Origin of the sequence: Saccharopolyspora halophila, assembly GCF_039531955.1 — a bacterium.
Lineage (GTDB): Bacteria > Actinomycetota > Actinomycetes > Mycobacteriales > Pseudonocardiaceae > Saccharopolyspora > Saccharopolyspora halophila.
On the sequence record NZ_BAAARA010000008.1, the window covers coordinates 58,303 to 73,395 of the forward strand.

Sequence of the window (15,093 nt, forward strand, 5' to 3'; positions counted from 1 at the left end):
GTAGCCGCGGGCGGTGCAGGACGGGCCCCGCACCGCCCGCGCACCGGGAACCGAAACACCGCTGCAGAGCACCATGTTCGGGCGGAGGCCCCGGAGCGGCGAAAGTCCTTCGGCCGCCGGAACGGTCGGCGCCCGGCTGCGGGGGTGAGCGCGATCACGGCCGCGGGACGTTGCGCAGGTTGCTGCGCGCGAGCTGGATCATCTTGCCCACCCCGCCGGACAGCACCGTGCGGCTGACGGCGAGGGCGAAGCCCTTGACCTGCTCGCCGGTGATCCGCGGCGGGAGGGACAGCGCGTTCGAATCGGTGACCACGTCGACCAGGGCTGGACCGGGGTGGCTGAGCGCTTCCGCCAGCGAGTCCCGGACCTCGCCGGGCTTCTCGACGCGCTGCGCGTGGATTCCGGCGGCCTTGGCCAGCGCCGCGAAGTCCACGCCCTCGTGGTCGGTGCCGAACTCCGGCAGCCCGTCGACGAGCATCTCCAGCTTGACCATGCCCAGCGAGGAGTTGTTGAACGTCACGACCTTCACCGGCAGCTGGTAGGTGCGCAGGCTCAGCAGGTCGCCCAGCAGCATCGCGAGACCACCGTCACCGGACATCGAGATCACCTGCCGGGACGGATCGGCCAGCTGGGCGCCGATCGCCTGCGGCAGCGCGTTGGCCATCGACCCGTGCACGAACGAACCGAGCACCCGGCGTCGGCCGTTGGGGGTGATGTAGCGGGCCGACCACACGTTGCACATTCCGGTGTCCACTGTGAACACCGCGTCGTCGGAGGCCAGGTCGTCGAGCGTGTCGGCCACGAACTCCGGGTGGATCGGCACCCGGGTCTCGACGTCGTGGGTGTAGGCCTCGACGACCTTCTCCAAGGTGCCCGCGTGCTCGCGCAGCATCCGGTCCAGGAAGGACCGATCGGACTTCTGCCGCACCTGGGGAAGGACCGCCCGGACGGTCTCGCCGACGTCGCCGTGCACCGCCAGGTCCAGCACGGTGCGCCGCCCCAAGTGGGCCGGTTCGATGTCGACCTGCACGGTGCCCTGCTGCGGCAGGAAGTTGTCGTAGGGGAAGTCGGTGCCGAGCAGCACGACCAGGTCGGCCTTGTGCATCGCCTCGTAGCAGGCGCCGTAGCCCAGGAGCCCGCTCATGCCCACGTCGTACGGGTTGTCGTACTGGATCCACTCCTTGCCGCGCAGCGCGTGGCCGACCGGGGCGTTGATCCGGCCGGCCAGGGCCATCACGTCCTCGTGCGAACCGCGGGTGCCCGCACCGCAGAACAGCATCGGGCGCTCGGCGCGGTTGAGCTTGTCGGCCAGCGCGGAGACCTGCTCCTCGGACGGGACCACCGTGGGCGGCTCGCACTCCACCACGCCGTGACCGGTGGCGTTCGCCGCGGGCTCCTCAGCCACGTCACCGGGAACGACCAGCACCGACACCCCGCGCCGTCCGGCGGCCGTCTGCATGGCGGTGCGCAGCAAGCGGGGCATCTGCCCCGCCGTGGAGACCATCTCGCAGAAGTGCGAGCACTCGTTGAACAGCTGCTGGGGATGGGTCTCCTGGAAGAAGCCGGTGCCGATCTGCTCCGAGGGGATGTGCGATGCCAGCGCCAGCACCGGAGCACCGCTGCGGTGCGCGTCGTAGAGGCCGTTGATCAGATGCAGGTTGCCCGGACCGCAGCTTCCCGCGCACACCGCCAGCCGACCGGTGACCTGCGCTTCGGCCCCCGCGGCGAAGGCGGCGGCTTCCTCGTGCCGGACGTGCACCCACTCGATGCCCTCGGTGCGGCGCACCGCGTCGACCACCGGATTGAGGCTGTCGCCGACGATTCCGTAGATCCGCTTGACGCCCGCCTGCACCAGGATCTCGATGAACTGCTCGGCGACCGTGGGCATCGAACCCTCCTCGAGGTTGGTGAACCTGCTCCTTCACCGCCTACCCGCCGGACCGGGGCGCTGCAACTCGACGCGGCTGGATCCGGCGCGGTCGCACCGATCGGCTAGCGTCGAGCGCATGAGTGAGCAGAATCGACTCGAAGCCGGCGACCCGGCGCCGAAGTTCTCCCTGCCGGACGCCGACGGCAACACCGTGTCGCTGGAGGACTACCGCGGCCGCTCGGTGGTCGTGTACTTCTACCCGGCCGCGGCCACGCCCGGCTGCACCAAGGAGGCCTGCGACTTCCGCGACAGCCTCGCCGCGCTGAACGACGCGGGATTCGACGTACTGGGCATCTCCCCGGACAAGCAGGCCAAGCTGGCCAAGTTCCGCGACGACCAGGGCCTGACCTTCCCGCTGCTGTCCGACGAGGACCGCTCGGTGATGTCCGAGTGGGGCGCGTTCGGGGAGAAGAAGAACTACGGCAAGATCGTCCAGGGCGTCATCCGCTCGACCTTCGTGGTCGACCCGGAAGGCAAGATCGCCAAGGCGCTCTACAACATCAAGGCCACCGGCCACGTCGACCGACTCCGCAAGGACCTCGGCGTCTAACGACGTGACAGTTTTGCCTAAAACTGTCCCGACATTTCGGGCACCGAGGTCGCGACAGTTTTAGGCAAAACTGTCACCACCTGAGGTCCCGACGAGTCGGTGGCGAACGCGCCGGGACCTCAGTCGAGCAGCATGTAGACCGCCACGCCCGCGGCGATGACGACGACCAGGTAGCGCAAGAAGGTGGCCGGGAGGCGCTGGGCGAGCTTGCCGCCCGCGAACCCGCCCAGCAGCGTGGTGGGCACCAGCATCGCCACGGCGAACCAGTCGACCGGGGCGATCAGCGAGTAGACCACCAGCGTGGCCGCGCTGCCGATCATGCCAAGCCAGCTCTTCAGCGCGTTGAGCCGGCGCATGGAGTCCGTGGCGGCCAGGACCAGGATCGCGATGAGGATGACGCTGCGGGCGCCGCCGAAGTAGCCGCCGTAGATCGAGGCGAAGAAGATCCCGACGGTCAGCGCCGTCGTGCGGTCCGGAGCGCCCTCGGCGGGTGTGCCCAGCCACTTGCGGATCGTCGGCTGGAAGGCCATCAGGACCGCGGACAAACCCACCAGGGCAGGAACCACCGCGTCGAAGACCTCGCCGGGCAGCACCATGAGCAGCACGCAGCCGATGGAGGAACCGACGACCGCCGCCGCCGAGGTGGTCCACAACCGGCGCGGATTCCCGGCCAGGTCGTAGCGCTGGCTGACGGCCGCGCCGACGAAGCCGGGTCCCTGCGCCACCGAGTTGGTCACGTTGGCCACCAGCGGTGGCATCCCGGTTGCCAGCAGCGCCGGGAACACCAGCAGGGAACCACCACCGGCCACGGCGTTCACCGCGCCGGAGAGGAATCCGACGACGACGATCAGGACCGGTTCGAGCCAATCGGTGAACACGAATCGAAGTTAGCCGTAGAACCGGCGCCTGCCCCCACCGGGGCGAGGCGGCTCACATCTCATTCAGCCAGTTTCCGCAACGACGGCAGCAGCAGGCGAAGCGCACGACCCCGATGCGAGTCGGCGTCCTTCTCCTCCGGCGTCAGCTCCGCGCTGGTGCGCGTCTCACCCTCCGGAACGAAGATCGGGTCGTAGCCGAACCCGTTGGCGCCGCGCTCCTGCCGGATGATGGCACCGCGCCACTCACCGCGGACCACCGTCTCCGCGCCGTCCGGCAGCACCAGCGCCGCGGCCGAGACGAACGCCGCACCCCGCCGCTCGTCCGGCACGTCGTTCAGCTGACCGAGCACCAGATCCAGGTTCGCCTGATCATCGCCGTGCCGTCCGGCCCAGCGGGCCGAGAGCACGCCGGGCATGCCGTTGAGCGCGTCGACCTCGATACCCGAGTCGTCGGCGACCGAGGGCAGTCCGGTGGCCCGCGCCGCGTCGGCGGCCTTGGCCACGGCGTTCTCCTCGAACGTCGCCCCGGTCTCGGGAGCCTCCGGGAACTCCGGCACGTCGGCCAGGCCGACGACCTCCAGCCCGATGCCCTCGGCGGCGAGGATCCGGCGCAGCTCGACCAGCTTCTTCTGGTTCCGCGTCGCCAGCAGCACGCGACTCACTTGCCGCTCCCCGGCAGCTCGCCCGGGTAGGGCTCGGCCAGCGCGGTGGCCTGCGCCTCGGACAGCTGCGCGCAGCCCGCCAGCGCGAAGTCCAGCATCTGATCCATCGTGGACCGCGTGTAGGTGGCGCCCTCACCGGTGCCCTGCACCTCGACGAGGGTGCCGTGGTCGGTGGCGACCACGTTCATGTCCACCTCGGCGCGCGAGTCCTCTTCGTAGGGCAGGTCCAGCCGGACCCGGCCGTCCACGACACCGACGCTGATCGCCTGGATCGAGCAGGACAGCGGCTTGGGGTCGTGCAGCTTGCCCGCCGCGCCCAGGTAGGTGATCGCGTCGGCCAGCGCCACGTAGGCACCGGTGATCGCGGCGGTGCGGGTACCGCCGTCGGCCTGGATCACGTCGCAGTCCAGCGTGATCGTGTTCTCGCCCAGCGCTGCCATGTCGATGCAGGCCCGCAGCGACCGGCCGACCAGCCGGGAGATCTCGTGCGTGCGGCCGCCGATGCGGCCCTTCACCGACTCGCGGGAGCCGCGGGTGTTCGTCGCCGACGGCAGCATCGCGTACTCGGCGGTCACCCAGCCGAGTCCCGAACCCGTGCGCCAGCGGGGCACCCCGTCCTGCACGCTGGCCGCGCACAGCACCCGGGTGCGGCCGAATTCGACCAGCACGGAACCCGCCGGCCAGTCCTGATAACCGCGCGTAATGCGCACCTTCCGGAGCTCGTCATCGCTCCGTCCATCCGATCTCGCCACGCGTCCACCCTAAGCGTTCGCCCCCGCTACCCGGGCGAGGGACCCGTCGAGCCCACCGGCTCCCGCACAACGGCGCCGACGCCCGGGCTCAGGACTTCTCGAGGTACTCGGCCCGCTCCTCGTCGACCACCTCGGCGACCATCCGGGCCAGACCGGGATGAGCACCGAGACCCGGATCGGCATCGACGAACCGCTCGGCCTCCTCGCGCGCCTGCGCGATGACGTCCTCGTCGCGGATCAGCGAGAGCATCTTCAACCCGGACTTCTTGCCGGACTGCGCCGCGCCCAGGATGTCGCCCTCCCGGCGCAGTTCCAGGTCCAGCCGCGCGAGTTCGAAACCATCGGTGGTGGACGCCACCGCGTCCAGGCGTTCCCTGGTGGTCGTGCCGCCCATGGCCTCGGTGACCAGCAGGCACAGCCCGGGCGCGCTGCCCCGGCCGACGCGGCCGCGCAGCTGGTGCAGCTGGCTGACGCCGAACCGATCGGCGTCCATGATCGCCATGACCGTGGCGTTGGGGACGTTGACGCCGACCTCCACGACCGTGGTCGCCACCAGCACGTCGATCTCGCCGGCCGCGAACCCCCGCATCACGGCGTCCTTGTCCTCGGCGGCGAGCCTGCCGTGCAGGACGCCGATCCGCAGCCCGGCCAGCGGACCCGCGCTCAACTGCTCGGCGACGTCCAGGACGGCCAGCGGCGGACGGCGCTGCTCCCCACCATCGTCGGGCGGCGGCTCCTCGTCGTCACCGTCCTCGACAGCGGACTTCTTGGCCTTCTTGCCCTGGCCCGCGATCTCCTCGTCGTCGCCGATGCGCGGGCAGACCACGTACACCTGGTGCCCGGCCTCGACCTCCTCGCGCACCCGTGACCAGGCACGATCCAGCCAAGCGGGCTTCTCCGACACCGGCACCACGCTGGTGCTGATCGGTGACCGCCCCTGCGGGAGCTCGCGCAGCGCCGAGGTCTCCAGGTCGCCGTAGACGGTCATGGCCACCGTGCGCGGAATGGGCGTCGCCGTCATCACCAGCACGTGCGGCGAGGCGTCGTCGCCACCGCGGGCCCGCAGCGCATCGCGCTGCTCGACGCCGAACCGGTGCTGCTCGTCGACCACGACCAGGCCGAGGTCGGCGAAGGAGACCTTGTCCTGGATGAGCGCGTGGGTGCCGACCACGATCCCGGCCTCGCCGGACGCGGCCTCCAGCATCGCCTTCCTGCGCTGCGCGGCGGGCAGGCTGCCGGTCAGCAGCGTGACGCGGGTGGCGTTCTCTGCCCCGCCGAGCTCGCCCGCCATGGCCAGGTCACCGAGCAGTTCCCGGAGCGAGCGGGCGTGCTGGGCGGCCAGCACCTCGGTCGGCGCCAGCATCGCGGCCTGGCGACCGGCGTCGACGGCCTGCAGCATCGCGCGCAACGCGACCACCGTCTTGCCGCTGCCCACCTCGCCCTGCACCAGTCTGTTCATCGGATGGGCGACGGCCAGATCAGCGGCGATGCGCTGCCCGATCTCCCGCTGCCCCTCGGTGAGCTCGAAGGGGAGGCGCTGGTCGAAGGCGACCAGCACGCCGTCCCCGCGCGCCTCGCACACCGGAGCCGGATGCGAGGTCTCCGAGTCGCGCAGCTGCGCGAGCGCCAGCTGCACCGACAGCGCCTCGTCCCACTTGAGGCGTTCCTGCGCCGCGGCGACCTCGGCGTGATCCTGCGGGCGGTGGATCTTGCGCAGCGCGTTGTCCAGCCCGGTCAGCCCGAGCCGGTCGCGCAGCTCGGCGGGCAGCGGGTCATCGGTGCCGTCCCACACCTCGAGCACCTGCTGCGCGCAACGCGCGATCGACCAGGACGGCAGACCCTGAGCGGACGGGTAGACCGGGATCAGCGCGGCGGCGAACTCCTCGGCGGCCGCGCCCACATCGGCGGACTCGCCGTCGAAGAGCTGGTACTCCGGGTGCGCGAGCTGCAGCTGCCCCCGGTAGGCGGTGACCTTGCCCGCGAACATGCCGCGCTTGCCCGGCACGAGCTCCTTCTCCCGCCAGGCCTGGTTGAAGAAGGTGCAGCTCAGCGAGCGGTGCCCGTCGGTGATGCGGGCCTCGACGATGGTGCCGCGGCGGGACTTCATGGTCCGCTTGGTGCACCGCTCCACCTTCGCCAGCACCGTGGCGTGCTCGTTGAGCTCGAGACCGGCGATGGCGGTCAGCTCGCCGCGCTCGGCGTAGCGGCGGGGATAGTGCCGCAGCAGATCGCCGACGGTGACCAGCCCCAGCGCCGACTCCAGCGCCTTCCCGGTCTTGGCGCCGAGCACCCGATCGAGCTGCACGTCCATTGTGGTCACTGCACGTCCTCCGCCTGCGTCCTCACCCGTCGAGGCCATCGGAAAGTTACCGAACGACCCCGACAGCCGATCAGTCGGTGGCCCGGGTGCCCAGCCACCAGCCGAGCCAGGCGATCGGCACCGCGGTCAGCACCACCCAGCCCTGACCGGTGAGCTCGGAGGCCGCGCTGAACTCCGGAGCGTCCAAGTTGGCCATCGTGATCAGCACGACGGACCCGAACAGCGCCCAGCCGAACACCGCCAGCATCGCACCCGTCAGCGCCACGCCACGTCCCCGCACCACCCCGCGCCAGACCAGGCCGACCCACACGAGCACCACCACGAGCCACCACACGACCTTGCCGAACAGGAAGTCGCGCAGCGCGCTGGAACCCTTCGGCACGCCGACGAACGACCACTCGACCGCGATCGGCTCCGGCAACCGCGACCGCACCAGCAGCGGCACGACCACCATCAACACGACGACGAGCAGGGCCCACCCAGCGACCCACCCCAGATAACGGCGCCGGATTCCCACAACGTCTCCCGTGTCGAACGACTCACCCGGACACTAGCGCCGACGGCGCGAGTTCGGGTGCGCACCCGCGCTGGGCCGGCAGGAAAGTTCCCCCGCCGAAACCGCAGGGAAGTTCCCTCGGTGATGTTGGCAGGAAGGTTCCCTTGCTGCGTTCACAAAACGCGCTCGGCGAGCAACGCGTTGACCAGTTCCGCACCCCGGTCCGGGCGGTCCACGCTGATCACGAAGTCGCGGCCGGAGGTCAAGCGCAGGACCAGGCAGTCACCGCCGCGCAGCATGATCGCGGTGCTGCCGGGCAGCAGCCGGTAGCCCCAGCCACCGACCTCCAGAGCTCGGTAGCTCGCCACCCGGGCGGCGGTGTTGCGCGACAGCGGAATCCGCCGAACCGGCCGCCGCAGCGGACCGAGCGCGGTGCGCACACCCCGTTCGTCGACGTGCACGCGGGCAGTGGCGAACAGCGATACGACCAGCGAGACCAGCAGCGCCGGTCCCGCACCCACCAGCGCCATCGGTTCCGATCGCCACATCGCCACGCCCGCGATCGCCACCGCGACCAGCAGGGCGCCTCCGCCCACGGCCAGCATCACCGGACTGTTCGCCGAGGAAACCCACACCGCGCGTTTGGCGGGATCCAGCGGCAGCTCGCCGCTCGATTCGCCCTGCTCCGCCGGCTCGTCGGGACCGCGGTTGCCGAGCCAGAACCCGAGCAACCCGGCCGCACCGGCCCCCGCGAGGATCACCGGCACGTGCCAGACGGGCAGGACCGCCAGGTGCCAATCGAGCCGGTCGAGGTTCGCCGCGATCGTCGAGGCGGTGATGCCGCAGAACAGCACTCCGGTGGCACCGAGCAGCGCGGCCGCGGTACCGCGATGCGACCGCCGCTTTCCGGACCAGCCGACACCGACCGCGAACGCCGCCGCCACCACCCAGATCACCACCGGCAACAGCGGGAACAGCGCCAGCGAGGTGGCATCGTCGGCGGCGCCGGACAACCCCCAGTGCGTGGCGATCGGATCCGGCAGGCGGTCGCGCAGCGCCAGCGGACCGGTGAGCAGCGCGGCGAGGACCAGCGCGGACCAGGCGCAGGCGAGGGCGAGAAAACGCGTCCGGTGGGTCATTTCTCCTCCTCGATCCACCGCGTGAGATCGGCCTCGGAGTACCCGTGGCGCCGGGCTTCGGCGAGCAGCTCGCGCACCCGAGCCCGCAGACCGGCCTCCTGATCCGGCTTGCGCAGCACGCTCACGCCGCGCCCGCGGCGGAACTCCAGCAGCCCTTCGCCACGCAGCTCGCGCAACGCCCGCAACACCGTGTTGGCGTTGATCTGCAATGCCTCGGCCAGGTCGCGAGCAGGCGGCAACCGCTCCCCCGGCGAGACCTCGCCCTCGGCGATGGCGCGCCGGATGGCGTCCGCGGCCTGCTCGTGCAGCGGCCGTTCATCGGCAAGATCCCGCGAGAGCAACATGGTGCTAATGAATATAGCACCATCCAGCTCATCGGAATCAGAGAGAAGTTCCCCTCTCCACGTCGGGCACCGATGACAGAAAGGTTCCCGCGCACCGCAATGACAGGAAGGTCCCCTTCCTCGCGCACCACGCCGCGCACCACGGCAGAAGCGTTGATCGCCCGGGGTCCGCCGGCGGCGAGCTCGCTACTCGACGCCGATGAGCAGCACCGCGGGCATCGGGCCCGCCGGATAGGTGACCACCTCCACCTCGGGGTGGACGCGGCGCAGATGGTCATCGATGGCCGTCACGAGTTCGGAGGGAGCCCTCTCGCCGACCAGGGTCGTCAGGAGTTCGCCGCCGGTGGTGAGCATCCTGGTCAGCAGGTTCTGAGCGGCGGCGGTGAGGTCCGGGCCGATGAGGACAACTTCTCCGTCGATGAGGCCCAGGACGTCGCCGGGCCTGCAACGGCCCACCCAGGTCAGAGCCTCGGCATCGGCGATGCGGAGTTCGCCGCGCCGGGTCGCCGCGGCGGCCTCGGCCATCGTGACCTGGTCGTCGGCGCGTCGTCGACCAGGATCGTGCACGGCGAGCGCGGCCAGGCCCTGCACCGGCGAGGCGGTGGGCACCACGACGACCTCGCGCCCCTCGGTCGAGCCCGCGACGGCGCGTTCGACCACCGCTGCGGTCTCCGGGTCGTTGGGCAGCACCAGCACGTGCGCGGCGGAGGTGTTCTCCAGCGCCTCCCGCAGCCGGTCGACCTCGACCTCGTCGACGACCAGCACATCGGCTCCCTCCGCGGCGAAGAGCTCGCCGAGCTCGGCACCGGGAACGCAGGCCAGCACCGCGACCTCGCGCGCGTGGGCCTCCTGCTGGTCGGCGAAGCGGGTCACCTTGATCTGGTGCACCCGGCCGGTCTCGATGCCCGCTTCGATCGCGCCGCCGATGTCGTCGCAGTGCACGTGCACGGCCCAGGAATCGACGCCGTCACCGACGACCGACACGCAGTCCCCGAGCCCGCGCAACCGCGCGCGCAATTCATCGGCCCGCTCGGTGTCGGTTTCCGCGAGCAGGTACATGACCTCGTAGTCGTACCCGGACTCGTGCTCCAGGGGCTCGCCGACCTCGGGCTGCAGCGCGCCGCCGTGCGGGGCGAGCCACTCCCCGTCGCAGACCACGGCGTGCAGGGCGTCCAGGAAGACCACCAGCCCGCGTCCGCCCGCGTCGACCACGCCGGCCTCGGACAAGGCCGGTAGCTGCGCCGGGGTCGCTGCCAGCGCATCGATGGCCGCCCGCGCCGCTCCGTGCACCACCGCACCCAACTCCTCGGCGTCCCGAGCACCGCGCGCCGCGGAGCCCAGCACCGAGAGCACGGTTCCCTCCGCTGGTTCGGCGACGGCCTGCCTCGCCAGCTGTTCGGCGCGGACCAGCGCGGACCGCACCCCTCGCCCATCGGCGGCCACGACGTCCCGCAGGCTCTCGGCGATGCCGCGCAGCGCCTGCGAGAGCAGCAGGCCCGAGTTGCCGCACGCCCCGCCGAGCGCGCCCTTGGACAGCGCCGCGCACACGCCGCCGAGCGTGTCCGGTTCGGTCTCGTCCAGGACCCGCACCGCAGCGCGCATGGTGTGCAGCAGATTGGTTCCCGTGTCGCCATCGGCCACCGGGTACACGTTGATCCGGTCGATCGCCTCGCGCTCGGCGGCCAGCGCGCTCACGGCCAGGTCCGCCCATCGGCGGGCCGCCGCCGCGTTCAGCGTCCGCAACACCCCGCGAAACCTCCCACGCCGCGTGCCAGAATCCGGTTTGCCCGAGACTAGTCGCCGGATCCCCGGCGGGAGGCTTGGCCAGGCACGGTTTCGCGCTTCGACCCCCGCCTGGGACTGAACCACCGGCGGTGGGCTATTCTGACTCGGTCCCGGGTGGCGATGACCTCGGGGCGACCGGAGTCTTCCGGGCTCAGGCCGCCGCACCGGCGGTGAGCAGCAAGCGCTCACGCAAGTGCCCTCGTACGAGGTGTGGCGCGCTTGCGTGGCGATCATCGCTGTAACCGTCAAGCAAAGTAAGGGGTGTCTGACGTGGCTGCCGTCTGCGACGTCTGCGGTAAGGGACCAGGCTTCGGCAACTCGGTCTCGCACTCCCACCGGAAGACCAGGCGCCGGTGGAACCCGAACATCCAGACCGTTCACGCGAAGATCGGTCTGTCCCAGCGCAAGCGCGTGAACGTCTGCACGTCCTGCATGAAGGCGGGCAAGGTCGTTCGCGGCTGACGCTAGCCGAAGTGAACAACCCCGGGGTGGCTACCACCCCGGGGTTTTTGCTGTCCCGACGCCGTTCGCCGACGCGCGAGGCGACGGAGTCGCCATCCGAGCGCGGACTCGGCCCGCACCGCCGCGGGTTCTCGAACGGCGCCGCGGCGAGCACGCCGCGACGCGGGTCACATCCGGAGCGGCGCGCGGAACCGCGCAGGTTCCAGCCGCCAACAGAACCTAGGGCAGCTTCCAGTCGATCGGCTCCCAGCCCTTGCGCTGCAGGATCTCGTTGGTGCGGCTGAAGGGACGGGATCCGAAGAAGCCCCGGTTCGCCGACATCGGGCTCGGGTGCGGGGACTCCACGCACTCGACGCCGGGCATCAGCGGCCGCAGATCGCGGGCGTCGCGACCCCAGAGAATCGCGACCAGCGGTTCCTCGCGGGCCGCGAGAGCGCTGATCGCCTGTGCGGTGACCTGCTCCCAGCCCTTGCCGCGGTGCGAGCCCGGTTTGCCGGGACTGACCGTCAGGGAGCGGTTGAGCAGCAGCACCCCGCGCTCGGCCCAGGGGGTGAGATCGCCGCTGGACGGCGTCGGGTGCCCCAGGTCGTCGCTGTACTCGCGGAAGATGTTGACCAGGCTGCGCGGCGGGTTCACCCCGGGCGCGACCGAGAAGCTCAGCCCCATCGCGTGCCCCGGCGTCGGATAGGGGTCTTGGCCGACGATGAGCACCCGCACGTCGTGGAAGGGCTGCTGGAAGGCGCGCAGCACGTTCTGCGGCGCGGGCAGGTAGGTGCGGTCCTCGGCGACCTCGGTGCGCAGGAACTCACCCATCGCGGTGATCTGCTCGGCCACCGGCTCCAGGGCTGTCGCCCAGCCGGCCTCGACGATTTCGTGCAGCGGACGTGCGGCCATGCACAGTAGGTTATCGAGCGTCCCGAGCGGCTCGTCGATCAACCCCGACGACACCCCAAACGAGCGGATAGTGCCTCAGCTCACACCCGTCCGATGTAACGATTGCGAGACCTGGCGCACACGCGTGACGGGCACTACTTCGATGGAGCCATTTTCGCCCGTCACCCAGCAAATTAGCCCGTCAAATCAGCGACGCCGAGTTACACCGACGCACAACGGAAGATCGTGACGTTCTGCATAAATCAAATAACATCGGAATACACAATCCTGTCCTTTTGGTGGCCCTGACCTGGACGCTCGGCTAGGTTCTGCGGAGTTCCGAACGACCACGCCCGTGGCAGACACACCCGGAGGTGGGCCGCAAACTCATGACTTCGCCCGAAACCGCCGAAACTTCGGCCGACCAGAAGTCGCTGCTTCGCCGCGCGGTCGGCGCTGCGGCCATCGGCAACTGCACGGAGTGGTACGACTTCGGCGTCTACGCCTACATCGCCGCCTACGTCGGGCATCAGTTCTTCCCCGGCCCGCTGGAGACGATTTCGGCCTTCGGCGCCTTCGCGCTGTCATTCCTGCTGCGTCCGCTCGGCAGCCTGTTCTTCGGCCCGCTGGGCGACCGCATCGGCAGGCAGAAGGTCCTCGCGGTCACCATTCTGATGATGTCGGGCTCGACCTTCCTCATCGGTCTGCTTCCGACCTACTCGAGCATCGGGATCTTCGCACCTATGCTGCTTCTCCTGCTGCGCATGCTGCAGGGCTTTTCCACCGGTGGTGAATACGGTGGCGCCGCGACCTACATCGCCGAGTTCGCCCCCGACCGCAAGCGCGGGTTCTGGGGCAGCTGGCTCGAGTTCGGCACGCTCGTCGGATTCGGCCTGGGCGCGCTGGTCCCGACCATCCTGATCCTGGGTCTGTCCACCGAGCAGATGGAGGCCTGGGGCTGGCGCATCCCGTTCCTGGTGGCCGGTCCGCTCGGCATCGTCGGCCTGTACCTGAGGTCGAAGCTGGAGGACACCCCGGCGTTCAAGGCGCTGGAGTCCGAGCACAAGGTGGCCAAGTCACCGATGAAGGACATGTTCCGCGACTGGTGGCGCGAGCTGCTGATCCTGATGGGCATCGTGGTGCTCATCAACGTCGCGAACTACACGATCCTGACCTACATGGAGACCTACCTCGGCACCGTGCTGGACATCGAGGAGGGGCAGGAATACCAGCTGCTCGTCCCGCTGCTGCTGACGGTGGCGTTCATGCTGGTCATCATCACCCCGGTCGGCAGGCTCTCGGACAAGGTGGGCCGCAAGCCGGTCTTCCTGTCGGCGGCGATCTGCTTCCTGGTGCTGCCGCTGCCCGCGTTCTGGCTGATCGGCCAGGGCGAGATGCTGACCGTCGTGCTCGGCCTGGGTCTGCTGGCCATCGGTCACGTGCAGCTGATCGGCCCGCTGGCCTCGACGCTGCCCGCGATGTTCCCGACCAAGGTCCGCTACGCGGCCTTCTGCATCGGCTACAACGTCTCCACCGCGGTGTTCGGCGGTACTGCCCCGCTGATCAACGACTCGGTCGTCAACAGCACGGGCAACGCGTACTTCCCGGCCTTCTACCTGATGGGCGCGGCACTGGTCGCCCTGGTGCCGATTCTGCTGATGAAGGAGACCGCGAAGCAGCCGCTGATGCAGGACGCCCCTGCGGAGGCGACGACCGCGAGCTGACGAGGTCGCATCACCACGCGCGAATGCCCCCGGGCGACGAACGGCGAGGACTCCAAGAACCCGCCCGCCGAAACCCGGGGGCATTCGCACGCCTGCTCCCGCCGACTCGGCCGACCCGCGATGGCCCCGCCGGCGAAGGGGCTCAGCGCCAGTGCTCCCAGCCGATAGGGCCCTGGTAGGTGTTGCCGTCGACGGTGACACCGCTTCCCTCGGCGACCACGCCGATCTGGCGGAAATCGGCGGGCAGCGGCGTGCCCTGCGGGAACGTGGCGACCAGGGCCTGGTCCTCGCCCCCGGTGAGAACCCAGTGCCGGGCATCGGAGCCGAGCGCGGAGGCGACCTCGGTGAGCCGCTGCGGAACACCGAGCTGCGCGGAGTTGATGTCGACGCCCACTCCCGACGCCTCGGCGATGTGGCCGAGATCGGCGAGCAGCCCGTCGGAGGTGTCCACCATGGACGTCGCGCCGCCCGTGGCGGCCCGCGGTCCGGCTTCGTACGGCGGTTCCGGGACGCGGTGCGCGCCGACGACGGCCACCGGGGAGCGGAATCCGCGTCCCAGCACGGCTAACCCGGCGGCGGCCCAGCCCAGCCGTCCGGCGACCGCCACGACATCGCCGGGCCGGGCGCCGGAGCGCGTCACCGGGTCCCTGCCCTGCAGATCCCCGAGCGCTGTGATCGAGATCGTCAGTGACGGCGACGACACCATGTCGCCGCCGATGATGCCGATCCCGAGCTGCTGTGCTTCTTCCCACAGGCCGTTTGCGAGCTCATCGACCCGCTCGGCCGGGGTTTCCGGCGGGCAGGCCAGACCGACCAGCAGGCCGGTGGGCACCGCGCCCATGGCGCTGATGTCCGAGAGGTTCACCGCCACCGCCTTCCGGCCGACCTGGTGCGGGCTCGACCAGTCGAAACGGAAGTGCACGCCCTCCACGAGGACGTCGGTGGAGGCCACCACGCGTCCGTCCGGAGCGGCCAGCACAGCGGCGTCATCGCCCGGGCCGAGCGTCGTACCTGGAGACTGAACGCGACCGGCCGTCACTCGATCGATGAGACGGAACTCACCCATCTGGGAAATGGTCTGTGCGTCCTGCGACGAATCAGGACCCAACTGGGACCTTCCTTCCTTGAGCATCCGCTCGGTCCTATGGGGTAGCTTTCTGCCAGTTTCCTACCCCGAG

General features: G+C 70.3%; 14 protein-coding genes. 3 read left to right on the forward strand and 11 right to left on the reverse strand.

What is annotated here, in order from left to right:
• Window positions 1–154: 154 nt before the first annotated feature.
• Window positions 155–1,888 carry a pyruvate dehydrogenase gene (locus tag ABD289_RS12805; RefSeq protein ID WP_344130766.1) on the reverse strand — a complete coding sequence of 578 codons (1,734 nt, stop codon included), beginning with the start codon at window positions 1,886–1,888 and terminating at the stop codon, window positions 155–157.
• A gap of 118 nt (window positions 1,889–2,006) precedes the next feature.
• On the opposite strand from ABD289_RS12805, the gene bcp reads away from it, so the two are divergent.
• Window positions 2,007–2,480, forward strand: a complete 474-nt coding sequence (gene bcp / locus ABD289_RS12810) for a thioredoxin-dependent thiol peroxidase (protein WP_344130769.1) — start codon at window positions 2,007–2,009, stop codon at window positions 2,478–2,480.
• A 119-nt stretch (window positions 2,481–2,599) separates the two neighbouring features.
• Here bcp and ABD289_RS12815 read toward each other — a convergent pair whose 3' ends face one another.
• The 8 genes from ABD289_RS12815 to ABD289_RS12850 all read right to left on the reverse strand — a co-directional run bounded on the left by ABD289_RS12815 (window position 2,600) and on the right by ABD289_RS12850 (window position 10,817).
• The gene (locus tag ABD289_RS12815) at window positions 2,600–3,358 is read right to left on the reverse strand and encodes a sulfite exporter TauE/SafE family protein (RefSeq protein WP_344130771.1); all 759 of its coding nucleotides are present in this window, start codon (window positions 3,356–3,358) and stop codon (window positions 2,600–2,602) included.
• Between the two features lie 59 nt (window positions 3,359–3,417).
• Window positions 3,418–4,020 (reverse strand): RdgB/HAM1 family non-canonical purine NTP pyrophosphatase, encoded by a 603-nt coding sequence (gene rdgB / locus ABD289_RS12820; RefSeq protein WP_344130773.1) that lies wholly within the window; start codon window positions 4,018–4,020, stop codon window positions 3,418–3,420.
• Window positions 4,017–4,772 carry a ribonuclease PH gene (gene rph, locus ABD289_RS12825; RefSeq protein ID WP_344130775.1) on the reverse strand — a complete coding sequence of 252 codons (756 nt, stop codon included), beginning with the start codon at window positions 4,770–4,772 and terminating at the stop codon, window positions 4,017–4,019. The genes rdgB and rph overlap by 4 nt, the downstream gene beginning before the upstream one ends.
• Before the next feature lie 88 nt (window positions 4,773–4,860).
• Complete coding sequence (recG, locus tag ABD289_RS12830) at window positions 4,861–7,083, reverse strand: ATP-dependent DNA helicase RecG (protein ID WP_344132016.1); 2,223 nt, start codon at window positions 7,081–7,083, stop codon at window positions 4,861–4,863.
• Between the two features lie 79 nt (window positions 7,084–7,162).
• The gene (locus ABD289_RS12835) at window positions 7,163–7,552 is read right to left on the reverse strand and encodes a hypothetical protein (RefSeq protein WP_344130777.1); all 390 of its coding nucleotides are present in this window, start codon (window positions 7,550–7,552) and stop codon (window positions 7,163–7,165) included.
• Between the two features lie 209 nt (window positions 7,553–7,761).
• Window positions 7,762–8,727, reverse strand: a complete 966-nt coding sequence (locus ABD289_RS12840; RefSeq protein WP_344130780.1) for a DUF1648 domain-containing protein — start codon at window positions 8,725–8,727, stop codon at window positions 7,762–7,764.
• Window positions 8,724–9,071: a GntR family transcriptional regulator gene (locus tag ABD289_RS12845; protein WP_344130783.1), complete on the reverse strand. Its 348-nt coding sequence runs from the start codon at window positions 9,069–9,071 to the stop codon at window positions 8,724–8,726. Before ABD289_RS12845 ends, ABD289_RS12840 begins: the two co-directional genes overlap by 4 nt.
• Before the next feature lie 186 nt (window positions 9,072–9,257).
• Window positions 9,258–10,817 carry a DAK2 domain-containing protein gene (locus ABD289_RS12850; RefSeq protein ID WP_425564667.1) on the reverse strand — a complete coding sequence of 520 codons (1,560 nt, stop codon included), beginning with the start codon at window positions 10,815–10,817 and terminating at the stop codon, window positions 9,258–9,260.
• Between the two features lie 309 nt (window positions 10,818–11,126).
• Between ABD289_RS12850 and rpmB the strand changes: the two genes are divergently transcribed.
• Window positions 11,127–11,318, forward strand: a complete 192-nt coding sequence (gene rpmB / locus ABD289_RS12855) for a 50S ribosomal protein L28 (protein WP_344130786.1) — start codon at window positions 11,127–11,129, stop codon at window positions 11,316–11,318.
• A 219-nt stretch (window positions 11,319–11,537) separates the two neighbouring features.
• Here rpmB and ABD289_RS12860 read toward each other — a convergent pair whose 3' ends face one another.
• Window positions 11,538–12,212, reverse strand: coding sequence for a uracil-DNA glycosylase (locus ABD289_RS12860; RefSeq protein WP_344130789.1), 675 nt, complete (start codon window positions 12,210–12,212; stop codon window positions 11,538–11,540).
• 368 nt (window positions 12,213–12,580) lie between these two features.
• Between ABD289_RS12860 and ABD289_RS12865 the strand changes: the two genes are divergently transcribed.
• A complete protein-coding gene (locus tag ABD289_RS12865) occupies window positions 12,581–13,915 on the forward strand; it encodes an MFS transporter (RefSeq protein WP_344130792.1) in 1,335 nt (444 codons plus the stop codon).
• A gap of 142 nt (window positions 13,916–14,057) precedes the next feature.
• Here ABD289_RS12865 and ABD289_RS12870 read toward each other — a convergent pair whose 3' ends face one another.
• Entirely contained in the window at window positions 14,058–15,047 is a 990-nt protein-coding gene (locus ABD289_RS12870; protein WP_344130795.1) for a thiamine-phosphate kinase, read from the reverse strand.
• Window positions 15,048–15,093: the final 46 nt, after the last annotated feature.